General features: G+C 76.6%; 6 protein-coding genes. 1 reads left to right on the top strand and 5 read right to left on the bottom strand.

Annotation, left to right across the window (positions count from 1 at the left end; all coding sequences use genetic code 11):
• Positions 1–15: 15 nt before the first annotated feature.
• The 5 genes from GA0070611_RS11090 to GA0070611_RS32220 are packed head-to-tail and all read right to left on the bottom strand — an operon-like array spanning position 16 to position 22,739.
• Entirely contained in the window at positions 16–5,352 is a 5,337-nt protein-coding gene (locus tag GA0070611_RS11090; protein ID WP_091662113.1) for a non-ribosomal peptide synthetase, read from the bottom strand.
• A complete protein-coding gene (locus GA0070611_RS11085; protein WP_091662109.1) occupies positions 5,349–6,368 on the bottom strand; it encodes a TauD/TfdA family dioxygenase in 1,020 nt (339 codons plus the stop codon). The genes GA0070611_RS11090 and GA0070611_RS11085 overlap by 4 nt, the downstream gene beginning before the upstream one ends.
• Positions 6,365–7,423: a TauD/TfdA family dioxygenase gene (locus tag GA0070611_RS11080; RefSeq protein WP_091662104.1), complete on the bottom strand. Its 1,059-nt coding sequence runs from the start codon at positions 7,421–7,423 to the stop codon at positions 6,365–6,367. The genes GA0070611_RS11085 and GA0070611_RS11080 overlap by 4 nt, the downstream gene beginning before the upstream one ends.
• A complete protein-coding gene (locus GA0070611_RS11075) occupies positions 7,420–10,683 on the bottom strand; it encodes a non-ribosomal peptide synthetase (RefSeq protein ID WP_091662100.1) in 3,264 nt (1,087 codons plus the stop codon). Before GA0070611_RS11075 ends, GA0070611_RS11080 begins: the two co-directional genes overlap by 4 nt.
• Positions 10,680–22,739: a hybrid non-ribosomal peptide synthetase/type I polyketide synthase gene (locus GA0070611_RS32220; RefSeq protein ID WP_091662094.1), complete on the bottom strand. Its 12,060-nt coding sequence runs from the start codon at positions 22,737–22,739 to the stop codon at positions 10,680–10,682. The genes GA0070611_RS11075 and GA0070611_RS32220 overlap by 4 nt, the downstream gene beginning before the upstream one ends.
• 474 nt (positions 22,740–23,213) lie before the next feature.
• Between GA0070611_RS32220 and GA0070611_RS11065 the strand changes: the two genes are divergently transcribed.
• Entirely contained in the window at positions 23,214–24,119 is a 906-nt protein-coding gene (locus tag GA0070611_RS11065) for an NAD-dependent epimerase/dehydratase family protein (RefSeq protein WP_091662089.1), read from the top strand.
• Position 24,120: the final 1 nt, after the last annotated feature.

Raw genomic sequence — 24,120 nt, 5'->3', positions numbered from 1 at the left:
GCCCCCACCGGGTGCTCAGGCGTCCCGGGACACCCGGTCCACCAGCTTGCCGTAGCTGCCCAGCGACCGGAACTCGGGCAGCGTCAGGTCGCTGCCGTGGCGCTGGCGCAGCACGGTGACCAGCCGCAGGGCGCGCAGCGAGTCCCCACCGGCGGCCACGAAGTCGGCGCCCGGGTCGCGCGGCGCGGTGCCCAGCACCTCCTGCCAGGCCGCCGCCACCCGGCCCGCCCACTCGTCGCGCCGGTCGTCGACCGTCGACCGGCCGGCGGCCACCGCCGGCAGCGGGGCGGTCGGGTCGGTGGCCAGCAGCCGGCGGAAGCCGTCCGCGTAGCCGTCCACCCGGGTGCCGGCGACGTGCCGGTGGTCGTACTGGACGGTGAGGGTGTGCCGGCCGGTGTCGGCGTCCAGCGCGGCGTCGACGGCGAGGCTGAAGGCCACGTCCACGGTGATGCCCCGGCTGTCGACGATGCGGCTGCCGCCGTCGGCCGGCGCGGTCGGGAAGTGGGTCCAGTTGAAGAAGTGGTCGAACCGGGGACCCGCCCCGCCGGCGCGGACGATCTCGGCCAGCGGGAAGCGGTGGTGTCCCATCAGCTCCCGCTCGGCCCGCCAGACCTCGCCGGCCAGCTCGGCGAGCGACCGGGTGCCCAGCGCCACGCCCACCGGCAGGGTGTTCAGGAACAACCCGAGGGTGGCGTCGCTGCCCTCGCCCTCCGGCCGGCCGCCGACCACCAGCCCGCTGACCACGTCGTCGCGGCCGGCCAGCTCGCCGATCAGCCGCAGGTGCACGGCGAGCAGCCAGGACTTCACCGGCACCCCGGCGGCCCGGGCCGCCGCGGTGACCGTCCCGGTGCTGCCGTCGGGCAGCGGCACCCGCTGGGTGGTGGTGGTCCGCGGCTCGGGGCCGCCGAGCAGCAGCGGCGCGACGGCACCGGCACCGTCGAGCCAGAACCGGCGGGTGTCCGGGTCGGCCAGGGCCTGCCGCTCGGCCGCCACGTACGCGCGGAACGGCAGGCCCGGCCGGACCGCGGCGGACCCGCCGGCCCGCTCCCGGTCGTAGCCGGCGAGCAGGTCGGTCAGGAACAGGTGCAGGCTCCAGCCGTCGAGGATGCCGTGGAACTCGGCGACGATCAGCGTGAAGCCGGCGGCGTCGGTGCGTACCGCGTGCAGCCGCAGCAGCGGCGGGCGGGCCCAGTCGAAGGGACGGGCCCGTTCCCGGGCGACCAGCTCGTCGACGCGGGCCCGCCGGGTCGGCTCGTCGACCCCGGTCAGGTCGGTGACCGGCAGCTCGACGGGCACGTCGGCGTGCACCAGTTGCAGCGGCTCGGCGTACGCGCCGGGGGCGAACCCGGTCCGCAGCACCGGGTGGGCGGCCACCAGGGCGGCCAGGGCCCGCCGCAGCGCCGCCTCGTCCAGCGGCGCGGCGACCCGGTGCGCGGTGACGTTGTGGTACATCGCCGGGTCGCCGGTCGCCTCGCAGTGGTAGAGCATGCCCAGTTGCAGGGCCGTCATCGGGTACGCGTCGACCAGCCCCGCCGGCAACCGCTCCCGGTCGGCGGCGGCGACCAGCGCGAACGCGTCGTCCCGGCCCGCCGCGACCTGATCCGTCGTGACCCGGTCCGTCGTGACCCGGTCCGCCGTGGCCTGGTCCGCCGTGACCGGCGCGCCGGCCAGGGTCACCTGCCCGTGCGTGACCAGCTCCCGGATCGACTGGTACGTGAAGATGTCGCCGAGCGGGAAGGACACCCCACGCCTGTCCGCCGCCACCTGCATCTGGATGCTGCGGATGGAGTCCCCGCCGAGGGCGAAGAAGCTGTCCGTCACCCCGATCTCGGCCACCCCCAGGATCTCCCGCCACGCCTCGACCAGCAGCTCCTCGGCCCGGTTGGCGGGCGCGACCGTCGCGCCGTCGCGGGGCCGGTCGAGGCGGGGCGCGGGCAGCGCCGCCCGGTCCAGCTTGCCGTTGCGGGTCAGCGGCAGCGCGTCGAGCAGCACCACCGCCGCCGGCACCAGGTGCGCCGGCAGCCGGTCGGCCAGCCACCCGGTCAGCCGCGCGTCGAGCGGCCCGGCGCCCGGCGCGGCCGCCGCCACCGCCGGGCGGGGGTCGTCGGCGTACCCGGGGCGCACCGCGTGCAGGGTGTGCCGGTCGGTGCCGGCGAGCAGGTCGTCCTGCCGGGTCAGCACGGTGAAGCCCTTCGCCTCCAGGAAGGCGACCAGCTCGGCGAGCCGCCCCTCGGTGGCCGTCCCGGGCGCGTCGTGCACCTCCATGGCGACCTGCGCGACCAGCGGCCAGTGCCGGTCGTCCAGCCCGGCCAGCACGTCCGCCTCGGCCCGCTGCACGTCGATCTTCAGCAGGTCGATCCGCGCCGGCGCGAGCTCGTCCACCACCGCCGACAGCGGCCGTACCGGCACCGTCAGCTCCTGCCCGGCGAAGCGCTCCGCGAGCAGCTCGTCGACCCGGTCGAGCAGCACGTCCCGCTCGGCCGCGCCGGCGTCGCGCTCGTTGGTCAGGAACCGCTTGATCACCGCCACCTCGGCGTCCGGGTCGGCGTACGCGGCGTGGCCGGACATCATCGAGTAGCCCGGGTAGTAGGTGAAGGAGACCTCGCCCTCGGCGCGGGACAGCCCGAACGGGTGCACGGTGGCCGGCACGCCGAACCCGGTGACGTTGCGCCGCAGCAGCTCGGCCACCGACGGCACCGGCTCGAACGCGTGGATCGTCGCGTCCGGACAGACACTGTGCACGAAGAGCGAGAACATGCCGATGTTCGCGCCCACGTCGAACACGGTCGCACCGGGACGCAGCTCGATGCCGTCGCGCAGGTACACCTGCTGGACAAAGATCTCGTCGTACAGGTAGCGGGTCTCGTGCGGGTTGACCCCGGCGACCCGCGCGACGTCGACGGCGGCCGACGGCGCGCCCGGGCGCACGTAGGCGACCAGCCGGTCACCGTGCCCGTCGTCGTCGCGGGCCACCACGGCCGCGTCGGCGACCTCCGGGTGCCCGCGCAGCACGGCGGCGACCTCGCCCGGCTCCACCCGGAAGCCGTGGATCTTCACCTGGTCGTCGAGGCGGCCCAGGTAGCGCAGCCGCCCCTCGGCGTCGAAACGGACCCGGTCACCGGTGCGGTACACCCGCGCGGTGCGCCCGGACGGCAGGGTCACCTCGACGAACCGCCGGGCGGTCGCCGCCGGGTCGCCCCGGTAGCCGTCGGCCAGCTGCGGGCCGCTGACGCAGAGCTCGCCGGCCACCCCCGGCGGCACCGGGCGCAGCCGCTCGTCGAGCACCCACACCCCGACGCCGGGCAGCGGCCGGCCGATGCTCGGCGCGTCCCCGGCGCGGATCTCCGCCGCGCTGGTGTCCACCGTGCACTCGGTCGGGCCGTACAGGTTGACCGCCCGGACGCCGGGCAGCGCCGCCACCGTCTCCCACAGGTCCGGCGCGACCGCCTCCCCGCCGAGCAGCAGCAGGCCGGGCAACCGGGTGTCGCCCGCCCCGGCGAGCAGGATGCGCAGCTGCGACGGGGTCAGGTCGAGCACGTCGACGGCGTGCGTGGCCAGCGCGGCGGCCAGCGCCGCCCCGTCCCGGCGGACCTCCTCGGGCACCAGGTACAGGCTGCGGCCGTGGCCGAGCTGCACCAGCTGCTTGACCGAGGCGTCGAAGGTGAGCGGCGCGTTCACCGCCACCCGCAGGTCCGGGCGGGCGTCCGCGTACACGGTCCGCTCCAGCGCGTCGGCCAGGTGCGCGGCCGCGCCGTGTGACACCTGCACCGGCCGGGGCGTGCCGGTGGAGCCGGACGTGAAGATCACGTACGCCGGGTCGGTGGGGTCCGGTCGCCCGGCGGGCGGCGCACCGCCGGCCGCGGCCAGCTCGTCGACGCTCACCGTCGCCGGGCCAACGGCGCCCACCACGGTCTCCGCGCCCACCGCGGCGAGCTGCGCGGCCAGGCGCGGCGCGGGCGCGTCCGGGTCCAGCGGCACGTACACCGCGCCGGCCCGCAGCACGCCGAGGAACGCCACCACGGTCTCCCGGGACCGCGCGGCCAGCACCCCCACCGGCGCGCCGCGCAGCCCCCGGGCGGCCAGCGCCGCGGCCACCCGCGCGGCCCGCGCCCGCAGCTCCGCGACGGTGTACGCGCCGTCGGCGGCGAGCACCGCCGGGGCGTCGGCGGCGGCGTCGGCCAGCCCCGCGTCGAACAGGTCGACGAGGGTGCCCGCCACCGCCCCGGACGGGGTACCGGCGGCGTCGACCAGCCAGCCGGCCTCCCCGTCGCCGAGCACGGCCGGCGCGTCGGCGCCGGTCAGCGCGGCCGGCAGGGTGCGCAGGATCGCCAGCAGCGAGTCCAGCAGCCACTGCCCGCCGACCACCCGCAGCGTCACCTGCCCGCCGTCGAGCAGCGCGGTCACCTGCGGACCGGGCACCGCCGGCGGGTCGGCGACCGCCACGGCGACGCCGCCGAGGCCGGCCACCGTGGCCGGCTCGACGGCGGGCAGCAGCGCGAACCCGGCCACCGCACCGGACTGCTCGTCCACCGGGTCGACCAGGTGGAACGTCTCGTCGGCGGTGACCTCGGCGGCCCGTACCCGGGTCAGCAGCTCGGCCGGGTCGGCGGGCAGCGGCAGGGCCAGCCGCAGCGGCGCGTGCCCGCCCAGCGGCCCCACCACGCCCGCGGTGCCGTCGGCCTGACGGCCGTCGCTCCACCGGGCCAGCACCAGGTCCGCCTCGTCGGCCCCGTCCGGCGCCTCGGCCCGGCGGGCCACCGCGACCGCCCAGGCGGCGAGGAGCACGGTGGACGGCTGCACCCCGGCGACGCGGGCCACCTCGGCCAGCCCGGCGGCGGGCACCGTGGCCTGGACCGGCGCGCTCGGGTCGTCCCCGTGCGGGGTGACCAGCCGCGCCGCCGCGGTGGTCGGAACGGCGGGCCGGGCCTGCTCCCGCTCCTCCCACTGCCACTCGGCCACGTCGAGGAACTGCAACGCCTCCGGATCCTCCGGCAGGGCCTCCCCGGCGTACGCGCGGGCCAGCTCGGCCAGGACCAGGCGCAGGCTGGCCGGGTCGGCGATCAGCGGGGTGGCGGTCAGCTCCAGCGCCTCGTCGGTCAGGTTCACCGACAGTTCGCCCTGCGCGCCCACCACCACCGTGCGGTCGTCGTCCACGTCCTGCATCGGCACCCGCAGGCCCGGGTGGTGCACCAGGGTCAGCCGCAGCGCCTCGTGCCGGGCCACCACCGTGTCGACGGCGGCCTGCAACCGGGCCCGGTCCAGGGGCCGGTCGAGCCGGACCCGCGCCCGGACCAGGTCCTGCTTGGTGGACCAGGCCAGCCGCTGGACCGGCGACAGACGGTATCCGTTCACGACAGCACGCTCCGGTTGACGTAGAGATCGGACATGGCGACCAGGATCTGCCGGTCGCCGCTGAAGGGTTCCCGGCCGTGGGTGGCCAGGAAGTTGTCCACCACCAGCACGTCGCCGCGCTGCCAGGGCACCGAGACGGCGTGCTCCCGGTACAGCTCGCGGATGCCGGTCACCACCTCGTCGGGGATCGGCTCGCCGTCGCCGTAGTAGGCGTTGCGGGGCAGCCCCTCCGGGCCGTACTCGCGTCTCAGCGCGGCGGCGACCTCGGCCGGCATGTTCGAGACGTGGAACAGGTGGGCGTGGTTGAACCACACCGTCTCCCCGGTACGCGGGTGCGTGGCGACCGCCTGCCGGCGGGCCCGGGTCCGCAGCCCGTCGGCCCCCAGCCAGGTGAACTCCGTCGCCGAGGCGGCGCAGTACGCCTCGACCTCCGCCCGGTCGGTGGTCTGGAACGCCTCCTGCCAGGGCAGGTCCAGGTGCGGCCCGTAGTTGCGCACGTAGCTGACCCCGGCGCGGAGGAACCGCTCGCGTACCTCGGCGGGGATGAGCGGGCCGATCACCCGCTCGCTGGCCAGCGGGGTGGCCCCGCCGCTGCCGGTGGCCGGCTGGGCACACCAGAAGTAGAGGTGGCTCGGCCAGTTGTGCGAGTACGACATCTCGTGGTGCAGCGGGATCCACTGCGCCGCGTTGAACTCGGTGGAGGTGAAGACCCGGTCGGCGACCTCGTGCCGGGGCGCGGCCCGCTCCAGGTAGCCCAGCAGGTCCGGGCTCACCGCCCGGGCGGCCCGGCTGAAGTCGTCGGCGGTGCCCACCTCGAAGCCACGGAAGAAGACCGCGCCGTAGCGGTCCAGGTCGGCCAGCAGCTCCGCCTGCCGCCCGGTGAGCCAACCGGCCAGGTCCAGGTCCGGCACCCTCGCCTCGACCAGCAGCACGAAGTCCTCGCCGACCAGCGGCCGGCGGGACACCGGGGAGGTGACCGTGCCGGTCCCGCGCCGACGCGGCGCCGGCCCGCTCACCGGTCCGCCTCCGTCCCCGCCGCGACGGACGAGGTCAGCTCCGGCGCGGCGACCGGATCGGACATCCCGGTGAGGATCCGCCGGGGCGGGGTGAACGGGTCCCGGGCGTGCGCGGCCAGCATGTTCTCCACCAGCAGCACGTCGCCGCGCCGCCAGTCGAAGGAGCGGGTCTCGGCCGCGTACGCCGCCCGCAGCTCGGCCAGCACCTCGTCGGAGATGGGCGTGCCGTCCCCGTACGCGGTCTGGTACGGCAGGTCCTCCTCGGGCAGGGCGGCCCGCAGGCCCGCGCTCACCTCCGGCGGCAGGGAGGTGACGTGGAAGAAGAGCGCGTGGTTGAACCAGGTCCGCTCCCCGGTGACCGGGTGCCGGCGGATCGCCGGGCGGACCTGCCGGGTGCGCAGCTGCCCCTCGCCGACCCACTCGACGTCGATCAGCGCCCGCGCGCAGTACGCCTCGACGTCCGCGCGCCGCTCGGTCTGGAACGCGGTCTGCCAGGACAGGCTGATGCCGGGCAGGTAGTTGCGCCGGTAGAGCACCCCGCGCCGCTCGAACTCCGCGACGGTCTCCGGCCGCAGCCGGGCCAGCACCCGGCGGCTGTCCGCGAGCGGCGTCCGGCCGCCGGCCGCCGGCTCCACCTCGCAGTGGAAGATGATGCGCAGCGGCCAGTTCACCGTGTACGACTGCTCGTTGTGCAGCACGATCGGCTGGTCGGCGGGGTGCTCGGTGGAGGTGTACACCCCCTCGGTGACCTCGCTGCGCGGCGACGACCGCTCGCCGTACGACAGCACGTCGTCGGAGAGCGCCGCCAGCACGGTGCGGAAGTCGGCCGCGCCGGCCACCGCGAAGCCGCGGAACAGCACGGCCCCGGCGCGGCGGGCCAGCTCGTCGACCTCGTCGCGGTGCCCGGCCAGCCAGCCGGCCAGGTCCACGTCGGGCACGTTCGCCCGTACCAGGGCCGGCAGCGGGCCGCCGGGCCAGTCGGGACGTACGTCGACCAGGTTGCGGTCCCGGCCACGGCGGGGGACGGGCCGCGCGATGCGGGTCTGTTCGGTCATTCTTCTCTCCCAGCGGTGTCGACGCAGTCGACGAGACGGCGTCGGGGGTCGGCGGCGACGGTCCGCAGCAGCGCGGTGAGGCGCCGGTGCCACGCGACCACCCCGTCGTGGTGGAACCGGTCGGTGCGGTACGTCCAGAGCGCCGCGAGGCCGTCGCGTCGCTCGTCGAGCCAGAGGGTCAGGTCGAGCCGGGCGGTGTCGGGGGTCAGCTCCACCCCGGTGAACTCGATGCCGGAGCTGCCGCGGTGTCGGGCCGGTGGGGCGTTCTGCACGCCGAAGGCGACCTGGACCAGCGGGTTGCGGTGCGGGTGGCGGGTGGGTCGCAGCCGCTCGACCAGCAGATCGAGCGGCACGTCCTGGTGGGCGGCGGCGAACAGGGTGACCCGGCGGGCCTCGTCGAGCAGGTCGGTGAAGCGCCGCTCGGGTGCCGGCCGCAGCCGCAACGGCAGGGTGTTGACGTAGCAGCCGACGCTGCCCTCGGTGGCGACGCTGGTCCGGCCGGCGAAGGCGACCCCGATCAGCAGGTCGGACCGGCCGGTGGCCGTCCCGAGCAGGGCGGCGAACGCGGCCAGCCCGACCATGTGCAGGCTGGCCCGCCCGGCCCGGGCCAGCTCCCGTACCGCCGCGGCGGTATCCGGGTCCACCGTGGTCCGCAGCGTGCCGCCGGCCGGCCGGCCCGCGCCGAGCCGCGCCGCGACCGGTGCCGGGCCGGTGGACGGTTCGGGTGCGCTCGTTGTCGCCGGAGTGACCACGACCGCGCCCGAAGCCCTGCCGCCGGCGTCGCCGGGCGGGGCGGCGGGCAGGTCGAGCAGGTCGGGTGCGCCGCGCAGCTCGGCCAGCACGTCGGCCACCGCCTGCCGGCCCACCGGCCCGGCCAGCCACGCCCGTTGCGCCAGGGCCGACGTGGCCGGGCCGATCACCGGGTCGGTCCCGCCGACGCCGTCGTACGCCTCGGCCAGGTCCCGCACGAGCACGCCGAACGACCAGTCGTCGCAGACGATGTGGTGCACGACCAGCAGCAGCGCCACCGCCCGGCCGGCGGCGTCCGGCACCAGGTGGGCGCGGAGCAGCGGGCCGGTGGCCAGGTCCATCGGTGCCCGGGTGGCCTCGGCGGCGAGCCGCGCCAACCGCTCGTCGAGGGTCGTGCCGGCCTCCGGCGGCGCGACGACCGGCGTCGGGTCGACGGCGGGCCGGACCTGCTGCACCGGCCCGTCCGGGCCGGTGGGAAAGACGGTGCGCAGGGCCGGGTGCCGGTCGACCACCCGGCGCAGCGCCCGGGTCAGCCGGTCCGGGTCCAGCGGCGCGGCGAACCGGACCGCGAAGGCGAGCAAATAGGAGGTGTCGGCCGGGTCGAGCCGGTGCAGGAACCACAACCGGGCCTGCGCGGCGGAGAGCGGCACCACCTGATCCGGCGTCGGCCCGGCGGCCCGGCCCGACGCGCCGGGCGACGCCACCCCGGGCGACGCCGGCCGGGGCGGTGCCGGGTCGGTGGGGAGGGCGTCGAGGTGGGCGGCGAGGGCGGCGACCGTGGGATGGGTGAACAGGTCGCCGGGCAGCACCCGACGGCCGGTCGCGGCGGCCAGCCGGCTCGCACAGCGGACCGCGAGCAGCGAGTCGCCACCGAGGGCCAGGAAGTCGTCGGCACCGCCGGTGACGGGTACGCCCAGCAGCTCGCGCCAGACCGTCGCCACCGCACCGGCGGTGCCGTCGAGCGGGCCGCCGACGGGTTCGCCCGGGCCGTCGAGGGTGGGTGCCGGCAGGGCCGACCGGTCCACCTTGCCGTTGGGCAGCGTGGGCAGCCGGTCCAGCCACACCACGGTGGCCGGGACCAGCGGCGCGGGAACCACCTCGGCCAGCCGGGCCCGGACGTCGTCGCGGCGCTCGCCCACCAGGTAGCCGACCAGCAGCGGGTCCCCGCTCGGCCCCGGCCGCACGGCGGCGGTCGCGGCCCGTACGCCGGGCAGCGCGGCGAGACGGGCGGCCACCTCGCCCAGCTCGATCCGGTAGCCGCGCAGCTTCACCTGGTCGTCGAGGCGACCCAGGTAGGCCAGCTGGCCGTCGGGTCGCAGCCGCACCCGGTCGCCGGTGCGGTACATCCGCTCGCCGGGCCGGAACGGGTCGGGGCGGAACCGGGCCCGGGTCTCCTCGGGCCGGTCCAGGTAGCCGCGCGCCAGGCCGGCCCCGGCCAGGTACAGCTCGCCCGGCTCCCCGGGCGGGACCGGCTGGCCGTCGGGGTCGAGCACGTACACCCGGGTGTGCGGCAGCGGCCGGCCGATCGGCGGGTCGTCGCTGTCCGGCGGCACCTCCGCCCAGGTGGAGTAGGTGGTGTCCTCCGACGGGCCGTACAGGTTGCACAGCCGGCGTACCTGCGGGCGGGCCCGGACGGCGGCGGCCAGCGCGGCGGTCAGCGGCTCACCGGCCAGGCAGACCGTGCGGACGCCCGGCGGCAGGGCGTCCGCGGCGAGCAGCGCGCCCATCGCCGAGGGCACGGTGTTGACCAGGGTGACCGGCAGCCGCTCGGCGCCGGGGGCGGCGAGCGCCAGCACGTCGTCGACGAGCAGCACCCGACCGCCCCAGCAGAGCGGGCCGAAGATCTCGAAGACCGACAGGTCGAAGCAGACGGAGGTGGCGGCCAGCAGGCCGCCCAGTTCGGCGTCGTCGAAGGTCTGCCGGGTCCAGTGCATCAGCACCGACGCCGAGCGGTGCTCGATGGCCACGCCCTTGGGCCGCCCGGTGGAGCCCGACGTGTAGATGACGTACGCCAGCTCGGCGGGCGTCACCGGCACCGCCGGGTCGGTGCCGTCGGCGTCCGGGGCGAGCCGGTCGACGGCCACGGCGGTGTCCGGGAAACGGTCGGCCAGGCCGGCGGTGGTCAGCACCAGCCGCACGCCCGAGTCGGCGGTCATGAACGCCACCCGGGCCGGCGGGTACGCCGGATCCAGCGGCACGTAGCAGGCGCCGGCCTTGAGCACCGCGAGCAGGGCGACCACCAGGTCGGGGGTACGCGGCAGGCAGACGCCGACCCGATCCTCGCGGGCCACCCCCCGGGCGAGCAGCTCCCGGGCCAGCCGGTTCGCCGCGGTGTCCAGGTCGCGGTAGGAGAGGGTGGCCGTGCCGTGCCGGACCGCCTCCGCGTCCGGGGTCCGGGCGGCCTGCGCGGCCACCATCCGGTGCAGGCAGTCGACCGCCGCCGGCTGACCGCCGGTACGCCGGGCGGCGGCCCGGCGGGTGGGGCCGGCGGCCCGGGTGGGGGTGCTCACCGGCGTACCCCCGCTCCGCGCCGCTGCGCGAGCCGGCGGTCGGCCTCCTCCTGGAGGCGGTCCTTGTCGGCGAGGACGATCGCGCCCGGGTCGTTGTCGGGCAGCTCGTCCTCGACCCGGCGGATCGGCCGGTAGGCGATCCCGACGGCGGCGAGGACGAGGGAACAGAGGCCGGCCACCACCGCGCCGAGCGCCATCCCCCGACCCGGACCGTCGCCGAGCAGCCGGGCCAGCATCCCGTCGCCGGACACCAGCGGGGCGAGCACGTGCTCGGCGAGCGGGCCGGCGCTGAGGAAGCCCGCCGGCACCATCAGCCAGGACAGCATCTGGCTCATCGACAGCACCCGACCCTGCAGTTCCAGCCCCACCTTGGCCTGCACGATCGCCAGCCAGTGGGTGTTCACCAGCGCCGTGGCCAGGCCCATGCCGAACAGGCCGAGCGCCGGGAAGAGCGGGTCGGGGCGCAGCCCGACCGTCGACAGCGACACCCCGAGCAGCACGACGCCGGCCAGGATGCCGGTGGTGCGCCGGGCGGTGCCGCCCCAGACGCCCATCAGGACCGAGCCGACCAGCATCCCGACGCCGCTGGCGGCGAGCACCCGGCCCAGCACCGCCGGATCGCCGAAGGACAGCGTCAGCGGGGTGACCAGCACCTCGACCAGCGAGAAGAAGTAGTTCAGCGACGCGGTCAGCACGACCAGCGCGACCAGCCCGTGCCGGCGGGTGATGAACCGCCAGCCGCCCAGCACCTCCCGCCGGAACGGCTCCTCCCGCTTCACGAAGAGGGTGTCCGGGAAGCGGACCGACAGCGTGACGGTGACCGCGAGGACGAAGGTGACCAGGTCGATCAGGACGATGCCGCGCAGCCCGACGGCGATCACCAGCGCCCCGCCGACCAGCGGCGCCAGCACCGTGCTCGTGGCCGTGCCGAGCGAGACGATGCCGTTGGCCCGCCCGTAGTAGCGCTTCGGCACGAGCTGGGTGACGGCCGCCAGGTACGCGGGTTGCTGGAAGGCGGTCGCCACCGCGGTGACGGTGATGGCGGTGAAGACGTGCCAGAGCTGGAGCTGGCCGAGCCAGAGCAGCAGCGCCAGGCTCACCGTGCCGGTGGCGGCCAGGCAGTCCGCGCCGACCATGAGCAGCCGCCGGTCCCACCGGTCGGCGAGCGCCCCGGCGATCGGCGAGAGCACCACGGCGGGCAGCAGCGCCAGCACGGTGGCGGTGGCGAAGAGCGACACCGACCCGGTCCGCTGGTAGACCCAGAGGCTCATGCCGAAGCCGGTCAGTCCACTGCCGATCAGCGAGACGAGCTGACCGACGGCGATCAGGTAGAACACCGCCAGGCTCGGCGTCGCCCGCCGGCCGGTGCGCGGCCGGGCCGGGCCCGCCGCCGGCCGCTCGCCCGCCGTGCCGGGCGCGGTCTCCTCCCCGGGTACGCGGGCCCGGGTGGCCCGCCCCCCGCCGGGCGGCCCGGCCGTGGGCGGCTTGGCTGTGGGCGGCCCGGCGGGCGTGACCGGCGTCGCCCCGGCGACGGGGTCCGGGGCCGGCCGCGCCGGGTCGCAGTGCGCCAGGACGATCCGGGCCACCTCGCCGGGCTGGTGCTTGGCGAAGTAGTGGCCGGCGCCCTCGATGACCTCCAGCGACACCCGGTCGGCGAAGAACTCCCACTCCAGGTAGCGCTCCTGGTAGAGCTCGGTGGCCCGGTCGCCGCTGCCGACCACGCAGGTGAGCGGCGCGGCCAGCCGGCGGGGCAGGCCGGTGGCGTACACGTCGGTGTAGTAGTCCTCGCCGGCCGCCGCGTCGGCCAGCACCACCCGCATCACGAAGTCCTTCTCGCGCTCGTCGAAGACCTCCGCGAAGAAGCCCATCGCGCGCAGGTTCTCCAGCGTGCGCCGCTTGGACATCCAGCGCTCCATCGGGAACCAGCGGCGCAGCAGGCCGAAGAGCCGGCCGGGCAGCCGGGGGGCGGGGAAGTGCGCGCCGATCACCACACCGGTCAGCGCCACACCGGCCGCCTCCAGCCGCCGGCCCAGCTCCACCGCCTCCGCGCCACCGACGCAGTGCCCGTACACGGCGACCGGGCCGGTGATGCCCTCGACCACCTCGGCCACGCAGCGGTCCACCAGCTCGTCGAAGCCGAGCAGCGGCTCGTCGGGGCGGTTCAGGTCGTGCCCGGGGCGCTCCAGCGCGTACAGCGCCACCCCTGGGGGCAGGGCGTCGGCGAGCGGCTGGAAGGTGATCGCCGAGCCGCCGCCGAACGGTACGCAGAGCAGCGTCAGCCGGGTCGGCGTCGCCGGCCGGGACTCGGTCAGCTCGTGCAGCAGCCGGCCGGCCGCGCCGCCGGTGGCGTCCAGGTGCGCGGTCAGCGCCCGGATCGTCGGGTGGCGGAACAGGTCGAGCACGCTGATCGGCGGCTCGCTGCCGGCCAGCGCCTTGATCGCCTTGAACGAGTCGCCGCCCAGGTCGAAGAAGTCGTCGTCGATGCCGACCCGGTCGTAGCCGAGCACCGCCGCCCACCGCTCGGCCAGCGCCCGGCGCAGCGGCGTGTCCGGCTCACCCGTGCCGGCGGTCGCGCCGCTGCGGCGGGGCGCCGGCAGCGCGGCCCGGTCCACCTTGCGGCTGGCGTTGAGCGGCATCCGGTCCAGCAGCACGAACGCCGACGGCACCATGTAGTCGGGCAGGTAGCCGCGGGCGTGCGCGCGCCAGGGCGCGGGGTCGGCGTCGACGTCGGCGGTGACGTCGCCGTCCGCGTCGGGTTCCGCCCCACCGGACAGCGTCAGGTACGCCACGATCGTCTTCTCGCCGTCGTCCTCGCGGACCAGCACGGCGGCGTCGCGTACGGACGGGTGGCGGCGCAGCACCGACTCGATCTCGCCCAGCTCGATCCGGAAGCCGCGTACCTTCACCTGCGTGTCGCTGCGGCCGACGAACTCGATCCGTCCGTCCGGCAGGTACCGGCCGAGGTCGCCGGTGCGGTACAGCCGGCCGGAGCCGGCCGGGTCCGGCACGAACCGCTCGGCGGTGAGCGCCGGGTCGGCGTGGTAGTCGCGGGCCAGGCCCGCCCCGCCCAGGTACAGCTCGCCGACGACCCCCACCGGGACGGGGGAGCGCCGCGCGTCGAGCAGGTGCACGCGCATGTTGCCGATCGGGCGGCCGATCGTCAGCCGGGTGAGCCCCGGTTCGAGCCGGTCCATGGTGGACCAGACCGCCGCCTCGGTCGGGCCGTACAGGTTCCACAGCGCGCCGACCCGCTCGGCGAGCTGCCGGGCCAGCGGCGCGGAGACCGCCTCACCGCCGCAGACCGCGGTCAGCCCGGGCAGCCCCGCCCAGCCGGACTCGATCAGCAGCCGCCAGGTCGCCGGGGTGCCCTGGGCCAGGGTGACCCGCTCGGTGGCGAGCAGGTCGGCCAGCCGCGCCGCGTCGTAGGCCACGTCGCGCCCCACCAGCAGCATCCGGGCGCCGACGACCAGCGGCAGGAACAGCTCCGGCACCGACATGTCGAAGGCGGCGCTGGCCATCGCCAGCATGGTGCCGTCGGCGTCCAGGCCGGGCCGTTCGCGCATCGCGGCCAGGGTGTTCACGATCGCGCCGTGGCTCACCCGGACGCCCTTGGGCCGGCCCGTCGACCCGGACGTGTAGATCACGTACGCGAGGTGTGCCGGCCCGACCGGCGGCAGGGGTTCGGTGTCCGGCGTGGCGTCCGGGTCGGCGCCGGCGGTCAGCACCTCGCCCGGGTAGCCGGTGAACCGGTCGGCCAGGTCGGCCTCGGTGACCAGCACCGCCGCGCCGCTGTGCGTCAGTACGTACCGTTGCCGCTCGATCGGGTAGTCGGGGTCCACCGGCACGTACCCGCCGCCCGCCTTCAGCACGCCGAGCAGGGTGACCGGCAGCTCCGCCGAGCGGTGCAGGCAGACCGCGACCGGCACGTCGGGGCCGACCCCGGCCCGGCGCAGCCGGTGCGCCAGCCGGTTCGCCCGGGCGTCGAGTTCGGCGTAGCTGAGCGTGGTCGTGCCGAAGGTGACCGCCGGCCGGTCGGGGCGGGTCGCCACCTGGTGTCCGAACAGCTCGACCAGGGTCGGCACCCGGTCGTCGGGCACCCCGGGCCAGCGCAACGGGGCGGCCGTGTCGTGCCAGCCGGCCAGCCGGTCGAGTTCGCCGGCCGTCAGCACGGGCAGCTCCGCCAGTCGCCGCCCCGGGTCGGCGACGGCGGCGGCGAGCAGCGTCTCCAGGTGCCCGGTCATCCGCGCGGCGGTCGCCGGGTCGAACAGGTCGGTGTTGTACTCCAGCCGGAACCGCAGCCCCTCGTCCACCTCGTACGCGTACAGGGCCAGGTCCTGCTGGGCGATGCCCGGCTCGACCGCGAACTGGGTCAGCCGCAGCCCGTCGGCGCGCAGCTCCCGCTCGGGCACGTTCAGCATGTTGAACATCACCTGGAACAGCGGGTTGCGGCTGAGGTCGCGGGGCGCGTCGACCAGGTCCACCAGCTTCTCGAACGGCACCTCCTGGTGGTCGTACGCGCCCAGCGCGGTGTTCCGCACCCGGGCGAGCAGCTCGTCGAAGGTCCAGTCGCCGTCGAGCACGGTGCGCAACGGCAGCATGTTGACGAAGAAGCCGACCATCGGCTCCAGTTCGGCGCGGACCCGACCGGCGACCGGCGTGCCGACGCAGATGTCGCGCTGGCCGGTGTAGCGCCACAGCAGCGCCTTCAGCGCCGCCAGCACCGTCATGGCCAGCGTCGCGCCCCGGGCCCGGCCGAACCGGCGCAGCTCGTCGGCGGTCGACGCGGGCAGCAGGCGGGTGTGCACCCCGCCGGAGAAGGTCTGCACCGGGGGCCGGGGCCGGTCCGTCGGCACCTCCAGCACGCCGGCCACCCCGGCCAGCCGGCTCCGCCACCAGCTCAGGTCCTCGTGGTCCGGGTCGGCCAGCCGGCCGCGCTGCCAGCGTGCGTAGTCGCCGTACTGCACCGTCAGCTCGGGCAGCGGCGACGGGCGACCGGCGCGGTTCGCGTCGTAGAGGGTGGCCAGCTCGCCCGCGACGATGCCGAGCGACCAGCCGTCGGAGACGTTGTGGTGCATGGTCAGCGAGAGCACGTGCCGGTCGGCGGCGACCCGCAGCAGCACGGCCCGGAACAGCGGACCGCCGGCCAGGTCGAAGCCCCGCCGGACGTCGGCGGCGAGCGCGGCGTGCACCCACGCCGGCAGGTCGCGGGCGACGGCGTCCTCCACGATGCTGCGCGGGCCGTCGGCCGCCGGGTCGGCCGGCGGCGCCACGACGGTCAGTTCGACCGGGCCGGCCGGCAGTACCCGCTGCACCGGGTCACCGTCCGGGCCGACCGGGAACACGGTGCGCAGCGACTCGTGCCGCCGGACCAGCTCGGCCAGGGCCGTGCGCAGCGCCGCCTCGTCCAGCGCCCCGTCGAGCAGCAGCGCCGTGCCGACCGTGTACGCGTTCTGTGCGTACGCCTGGTCGAGGAACCACAGTCGGTGCTGGCCGGAGGAGAGCGGCGCCGGACCGGCGTCGGGGCCGGCCCGGGGGATGCTGGGCTCGGGCTCCGCCCCGACGGCCGGCCCGGCACCGACCGCCGGGTCCGCGCCGGTGACGGTCTGCCCGGCGGCGGCGGTCGGTTCGGCGACCGCCGGCGGGGCCGTGACGATCGGCGGCGGGGACACGACGGTCGTCGGCAGCGCGGCGGCGAGGCCGGCGACGGTCGGCTGCGCGAAGACCGTCTCCAGGGCCAGCGCCACGCCGAGCCGGGCCCGCAGCCGCACCACCAGCTGGGTGGCCAGCAGCGAGTGCCCGCCCAGCTCGAAGAAGTTGTCGTGCGCCCCGACCGGCCGGATGCCCAGCAGCTCCGACCAGATCTCGGCCACCCGCTCCTGCGCCGGGCCGGTCGGCGCGACGTACCCGGTGCTCACCGCCGGCCGGTTGCCCGCCTCGGCGAGCGACTCCGCCGACTCCGCCGGTGGCGCGACCGGCTCCGGCCCGGCCGGTGGGGGAACCACCCCGCCGGTACGCGGCGCGGGGTCGATCCAGTACCGGTGGTGCTCGAACGGGTAGCCGGGCAGGGCCAGCCGGCGGTGCGGGCCGTGAAACGCCGCCCAGTCGACCGGTGCCCCGGCCAGCCAGAGCCGGCCCACCGCGTCGAGCAGGGTGACCAGGTCGTCGCCGGCCTGCCGGGGGTGTCGCATCGTCGCGACCACCTGACCGGGCGGCAGGCCGGCCAGCCGGGCCAGCCCACCGAGGGCGTGCCCCGGACCCAGCTCGGCGAGGACCACGTCCTGCTCGGCCAGGAGCGCGGCGGACGCGGCGAAGCGCACCGGCTCGCGCAGGTGCCGCACCCAGTAGTCGGGGTCGGTGACCTGCCCGGGGGTCACCGGCGCGCCGGTGAGGTTGCTCAGGAAGGGTCGGTCCGGCTCGGCGTAGGCGATCCGGTGGGCCTGCGCGGCGAACTCGTCGCGCACCGGGTCGAGCAGGGCCGAGTGGTAGCCCCGGGTGACCCGCAGCGGCCGGCAGTCGACCCCGTCGGCGGTCAGCCGCCGCCGCAGCTCCTCGACCGCTTCCGGTACGCCGGAGACCACGCACAGCTCGGGGGCGTTGACGGCGGCCAGCGCCAGCCCGTCGCCGAGCAGCCCGGTCACCGCGTCCTCGGGCAGCCCGACCGCCAGCATCGCCCCGGGCGGGGTCCGCTCGACCAGCGCGCCGCGTACGGTCACCAGGCGCAGCGCGTCGGCGAGCGGGAACACCCCGGCGAGGCAGGCGGCCACGTACTCGCCGAGGCTGTGCCCCACCATCAGGTCCGGGACCACACCCCGGGCGAGCAGGGACCGGGCCAGCGCGTACCCGGTGACGAAGAGCGCGGGCTGGATCAGCGCCGGCCGGTCGAGCAGCCGCTCGGCCTCGGCGTACCCGTCGGGCGGCGGGCAGAGCACGGTCCGCAGGTCCAGCCCCAGGTCGGCGCGGAGCAGCTCGGCGGCCTCGTCCACCACGGCCCGGTAGGTCGGGTCGGCGCGGTACAGTCCGGCGCCCATCGCCACGTGCTGCGCGCCGTGCCCGGGGAAGGCGAAGACCAGCGGCCGTGGGCCGCCCGGGTGGACGCCACCGAACTGCCGGTGCGGCGCGTCGAGCGCGGCCAGCGCGTCGGCGTGGTCGGCCGCGACGAGGAACCGGCGGTGCGGCATCGACTGGCGGCGACCGAGGTTGGCCGCCACGTCGGCGAGGTCCACCCCGGGGCCCGCGGCCAGCCAGTCGCGCAGCCCGCCGGCCTGCCGGTCCAGCGCCGCGGGGGTACGGGCCGACAGCACCAGCAGCCGCGGTCCGGCGGCCGGGGCGGCGGGCGCGGTGTCCGGGGTGGCCGGGGCCTCCTCCAGCACCACGTGGGCGTTGGTGCCGCCCATGCCGAAGGAGCTGACGCCGGCCCGCAACGGCCCGTCGGCGTGCCACGGGCGGGCGGTGTCGTTGAGGTAGAACGGGCTGGCCGCGAAGTCGATCCCGGGGTGCGGCCGGCGGACGTTGATGGTCGGCGGCAGCGTACGGTGGCGCAGCGCCATGATCGTCTTGATCAGGCCGGCGACCCCGGCGGCCGCGTCGGTGTGCCCGATGTTGGCCTTCACCGAGCCGAGCGCGCAGAAGCCCCGCTCGTCGGTGTCGCGCCGGAACGCCTCGGTCAGCGCGGTCACCTCGATCGGGTCGCCGAGCGTGGTGCCCGTCCCGTGCGCCTCCACGTAGCTCACCGAGCGCGGCTCCACCCCGGCCGCGGCGAGGGCGGCGCCGATCACCCGGACCTGGCCGTCGACGCCCGGCGCGGTGTAGCCGGTACGGCGGGCCCCGTCGTTGTTGACGGCGGAGCCGCGGATCACCGCGTACACGGTGTCGCCGTCGGCGACGGCGTCCTCCAGCCGCTTGAGCGCGACCATGCCCACCCCGCTGGAGGCGATGCTGCCCCGGGCGTCGGCGCTGAACGGGCGGCAGTGCCCGTCGGGGGAGTAGACCCCGCCGTCGTGGTACAGGTAACCGCGCCGCTGCGCCGGGAAGACGCTGACGCCGCCGGCCAGCACCAGGTCGGCGTCGCCGGTGAGCAGGCTCTGCCGGCCGTAGTGCACGGCCACCAGCGACGTCGAGCAGGCGGTCGCCACGGTGACCGCCGGGCCGGTCAGGTCCAGCTTGTACGCCACCCGGCTGAGCAGGAAGTCCTTGTCGTTGCTCAGCGAGAGCTGGTGCTCGCTGAGGCTGCCGGTCAGCTCGGGGTGGCCGCTCAGGTGGTCCAGCAGGTAGCTGCTGCGCCCGGAGCCGGCGAAGAGGCCGATCCGGCCGCGATGGCGGGCCGGGTCGTAGCCGGCGTGCTCCAGGGCGTGCCAGGCGCACTCCAGCAGCATCCGGTGCTGCGGGTCGAGGGTCTCCGCCTCGCGGGGCGTGAAGCCGAAGAAGGCCGCGTCGAACTCGTCGACGCCGGGCAGGAAGGTGCCGGCGCGGACGTACGCCGGGTCGTCGATCCGGGCCGGGTCCGCCCCGTCGGCGAGCAGCTCCTCGACGCTGAACTCGCGGACCGACTCCACCCCGGCGCGGATGTTGTCCCAGTACTCGTCGACGTCGCGCGCGCCGGGGAACCGGCAGGCCAGCCCGACCACGGCGATCAGGCCGGTCGGCCGGCCGGTGCCGCCGGCCGCCGACGAGGTCGGCCGCGGTGCCGTCGTGACGGCGGCACCGGGCGCGGGCCCGCCGGTGGTGGCGGCGGTCAGGAAGGTGGTCAGCGACTCGACGGTGGGGTGGCGGAACAGGTCGGTGACGGTGACCACGTCGCCGAGCCGGGCGCGCAGCCGCTCCAGCACCGCCAGCAGCCGCATCGAGTGGCCGCCGAGGTCGAAGAAGCTGTCCCGGACCCCGACCCGGTCGACCCCGAGCACCTCCCGCCACACCTGGGTGACCAGCCGCTCGATCCCGACCCGGCCGGCGTCCCAGCGCACCGGCCGGTCGGCGGCCGGCGCGGCCGTCGGCTCCGGGACGGTCACCGGCTCCGGTGCGGCCGCCGGCTCCGGTGTGGAGCGCGGGCGCGGCACGTCCGCGGGGCCGGGGGCGGGCAGCGCCGCGCCGTCCACCTTGCCGTTCCCGGTCAGCGGCAGCGCGTCGAGGAAGACGAACGCGGCCGGCACCATCCAGGGCGGCAGCTCGTCGGCCAGGGCCGCGCGCAGCGCCGCGCCGTCCCGGTCGGCCGCCGCCACCCCGCCCAGGTACGCCACCAGCCGGGGGTCGTCCGGGTCGTCGCGGCGCAACCGCACCGCCACGTCGCCCTCGGGCCGCAGGCGGCGCAGGGCCGCCTCGATCTCGCCGCACTCCACCCGGTAGCCGCGCAGCTTGACCTGGCCGTCGGTGCGGCCCAGGTACTCCAGGTCCCCGTCCGGGCGCAGCCGCACCAGGTCGCCGGTGCGGTAGAGGCGGGCCCCCGGCACGGGCGAGAACCGGTCCGGCACGAACCGCTCGGCGGTCAGCCCCGGCCGGCCCAGGTACCCGCGCGCCACGCCGGCCCCGCCGACGTGCAGCTCGCCGACCACGCCCGCCGGGACCGGGTTGCCCCACCCGTCGAGCACGTACAGGGTGGTGTTGGCGATCGGCCGGCCGATCGGCACCGAGCCGTCCTGCGGGCTGGCCGGGGTGACCTCGTACGCGGCGCAGCCGACCACGGTCTCGGTCGGCCCGTACTCGTTGACCAGGGCGGTCTGCGGGGCGTGCGCCCGCCACGGGGCGACCTGGTCGGCGCGCAGGTTCTCCCCGCCGATCACGAAACAGCGGGTACGCCCGGCCAGCCCGGCGTCGCCGAGCTGGTGGCGGACCAGGTCGAGCTGTCCCGGCGTGATCTTGACCAGCCCGAACGGGGTGTCCCGGGCCCCCAGCGCCTCGCCCAGCGCCGCCGGCCCGAGGTGCTCGCCGATCATCCGCACCGTCGCCCCGGCGGCCAACGGGACCAGCAGGCTGGTCACGGTCAGGTCGAAGCCGACCGACGAGTGCAGCGGCACCACGTCCCCGGGTCGCAGCCGGTACGCCTGCGCCGCCCAGCGCACGTAGTTGACCGCGCCCCGGTGGGTCACCATGACGCCCTTCGGGCGGCCGGTCGACCCGGAGGTGTGGATGACGTACGCGAGGTCGTCGGCGCGCGGCTCGGGGTTCCGCCGGGCCCGTCGCCGGGGCCCGCCGCCGGTGCTCCGGGCCGGCTCGGCGACGACCGGCGCGGCCGGGTCGGGCACCAGCAGCGCCCGCTGCGCCGGCACCAGGTGCGCCAGCTCGGCGCAGGTCAGCACGACCGGGGCGGCCGTGTCGTCCAGCAGGTACCGCAGTCGGGCCGGCGGGTTCGCCGGGTCCATCGGCACGTACGCCGCACCTGTCTTGAGCACGGCGAGGACCGCCACCGCGAAACCGGCCGCGCGCGGCAGCAGCACGCCCACCAGGCTGCCCACCCCGGCACCGCGTCCCCGCAACGTCGCGGCCAGCGCCTCGGCCCGGTCCGCCAGCTCCCGGTAGGTCAGCGCGACACCGTCGTCGTCGGTGACCGCGACGGCGTCCGGGGTCCGGCGCGCCTGCCGCGCGATCAGCAGGTGGACCAGGTCGTCCGGCTCGGCGGGGGTGGCGGTGCGGTTCTGCTCCACCACCAGTCGCCGGTGCTCGTCAGGGGTCAGCATCGGGGCCGCGCCGACCGGGGCGCCGGGCGCGGCCACCAGTGCCCGCAGCAGCGTCTCGAAGTGCCCGGCGAACCGGCCCATCGTGTCGGCGTCGAACAGTTCGGTGCGGTACTCCAGCACGGTCCGCGCGCCGTCGGCGTCCTCGCGTACCGCGACGGTGAGGTCGAACTTGGCGGTGTCGAGGGGGACGTCGACCGGCACCACGTCGAGGCCGTCCAGGCGCGGCGGCGCCGGGTCCCGGCCGTGCACGAACATCACCTGGAACAGCGGGCTGAAGCCGGGCTGCCGGGCCGGGCGCAGCGACTCGACCAGCTCGCCGAACGGCAGCTCGGCGTTGGCCAGGCCGCCCAGTACGGCGGCGCGGACCCGGCCGAGCAGCGTCTCGAAGGTCGGGTCGTCGTCCAGCCGGGTCCGCACGGCCACCGTGTTCAGCATCAGCCCGACGATCCGCTGGGTCTCGGGCCGCTGCCGGTTGGCCACCGGGGTGCCGACCACGATGTCGCGCTGACCGGTCCAGCGGGCCAGCAGCACCTGCACGGCGGCGAGCAGCACCATGTACGGCGAGACGCCGACCCGGTGGCAGAGCGCCGGCAGCGCGTCCGTCGGCAGGTCCAGCGGGACCGTCAGCGTCGATCCGGCGGCGGACGGCACCGCCGGGCGCGGGCCCCGGGTGGGCAGCTCCAGCACCGCGGGCGCGTCGGCGAGCTGCCGGTGCCAGTACGCCCGCTGGCCGGCCGCGGCCGGGCCGGCGAGCCAGTCGCGCTGCCACGCCGCGTGGTCGCGGTGGTCGGCGACGGGCGGGTCGAGGTCGGCCGGCCGGCCGGCGCGGTGTGCGGCGTACAGGTGGGCCCACTCGTCGTGCAGGATGCCGAGCGACCACTCGTCGACGGCGACGTGGTGGAAGGTCAGCAGCAGCAGGTGCTCCCGCAGCGCGCAGCGCAGCAGGGTGGCGCGCAGCACCGGGCCGTGGGCCAGGTCCAACGGGGTGCGCGCCTCGGCGTGCCGCCGGGCCCGCACCTCCTGGTCCCGCTGCCAGCCGGGCAGGCCGCTCAGGTCGTGGACCCGCAGCAGCCCGGCGCGGGCCGGGTGGACCACCTGCACGGGCGCGTCGTCCCCGGCCGCCGGGGCGAGCGTGGTGCGCAGGGCGGCGTGCCGGGCCACCAGGTCGTCCAGCGCCGCCGCCAGCGCCGCGGTGTCCAGCTCGCCGTGCAGCCGGTACGCCAGGGGCACCAGGTAGCTCACCGCCGCCTGCGGGTCGAGGCGGCTCAGGTACCACATCTGGCGCTGCTCGTACGAGGCCGCGACCGGCGGTGCGGCGGGCACGTCGTCGTCGGGGGCGACCCGACGCGCCACGGGTGTGCCCGGCCGGGACCTCAGGACGTCGGTCATCGGGGTACGCCTCCTCGCGCCGGCGGCGCAGCGGTGCGGGCGCACGCCGGCCGGTCGGTCAGTTGCTCGTGGTCCGTCCACCGGTCCCGTCGACGACGGCCGGTTCGGTGTGGGGTCGGGTCGGGTCGGCCTGGTGCAGCCGGGCCGCGCGGACGACCGGGCCGCGGTGGCATGCCGGCCGGCGGGGGCAACCCGCAGGTCGGAAGCTACCGAGGCCGGCGTGACTGAGCAGTCGTTCAGGCGACACAGGTGCGTCGATCGATGGGGAGCCGGTCCACATCATGGCACCGGTGATCTTCGGGCCGGATCCACGGATCGTGTACGGCACCGATGCGTTCGGTCAGCAGACCCGCACGTTCGTCTATTTGTCGACGCGGACCACAACCCCGCGTCGCCCGCTCGGCGTCGGGACCCACCGGCCGGACCGGCGGCGTGCCGGATGCGGCGGGTCGGGTCGCCGGAGAGGATGTCCGGATGACCGACCCCCGTTCCCCGCTGCCCGGCCGCGTCGTCGTCACCGGAGCCACCGGCAAGCTCGGCCGGGCCGTGGTCGCGCACCTGCGCGCCGTCGGCGTCGACGTGCTGGCCGTGGACCGCGCCGCCGGCCGCGACCCCCGCGACGTCGAGGGCGAGTTCCTCCTCGCCGACCTGACCGACTACGGGCAGGTGCTGGCGGCGCTCACCGGCACCGTCGACGAGCACGCCGGCCGGATCGACGCGGTCGTGCACCTGGCGGCGGTCCCCGCGCCCGGGTTGCAGCCGAACGCGACCACCTTCACCAACAACTCCGCCGCGACGTACCACGTCTTCGCCGCCGCCCGGGCGGCCGGGATCAAGCGGGTGGTGTGGGCGTCCAGCGAGACGGTGCTCGGCCTGCCGTTCGACACCCCGCCGCCGTACGCGCCGGTGGACGAGGAGTACCCGCCCCGGCCCGAGACGACGTACGCGCTCAACAAGGCGCTGGAGGAGGAGATGGCCCGGCACTTCTGCCGCTGGGACCCGGAGCTGGTCATGGTGGGCCTGCGCTTCTCCAACGTGATGGACGTCGAGGACTACGCGCGGTTCCCCTCCTTCGACGCCGACGCGCACCTGCGCCGGTGGAACCTGTGGGGCTACATCGACGCCCGGGACGGCGCGCAGGCGGTCGAGCGGGCCCTGTCGTACGACCGGCCGGGCGCCGAGGTGTTCATCATCGCCAACGCCGACACTGTGATGAGCCGCCCCAGCGCGGAGCTGATGGCCGAGGTCTACCCGGACGTCGAGGTGCGCGGAGAGCTCCGCGGGCACGAGACGCTGCTCGGCATCGGCAAGGCGCGCCGGCTGCTGGGCTACGCGCCGCGCCACTCCTGGCGCGACCACGTCGACCCCACCGCCGGCTGAC

Source organism: Micromonospora auratinigra (genome assembly GCF_900089595.1).
Lineage (GTDB): Bacteria > Actinomycetota > Actinomycetes > Mycobacteriales > Micromonosporaceae > Micromonospora > Micromonospora auratinigra.
Note: the sequence above shows the minus strand (reverse complement) of the source record. Positions and strands in the feature narration are given on the sequence as shown.

What these genes read in the sequence shown, in the direction of transcription:
- GA0070611_RS11080 (WP_091662104.1), bottom strand. Translation starts at nt 7,423, where the DNA reads ATGACCGAACAGACCCGCATCGCGCGGCCCGTCCCCCGCCGTGGCCGG.
- GA0070611_RS32220 (WP_091662094.1), bottom strand. Translation starts at nt 22,739, where the DNA reads ATGACCGACGTCCTGAGGTCCCGGCCGGGCACACCCGTGGCGCGTCGG.
- GA0070611_RS11065 (WP_091662089.1), top strand. Translation starts at nt 23,214, where the DNA reads ATGACCGACCCCCGTTCCCCGCTGCCCGGCCGCGTCGTCGTCACCGGA.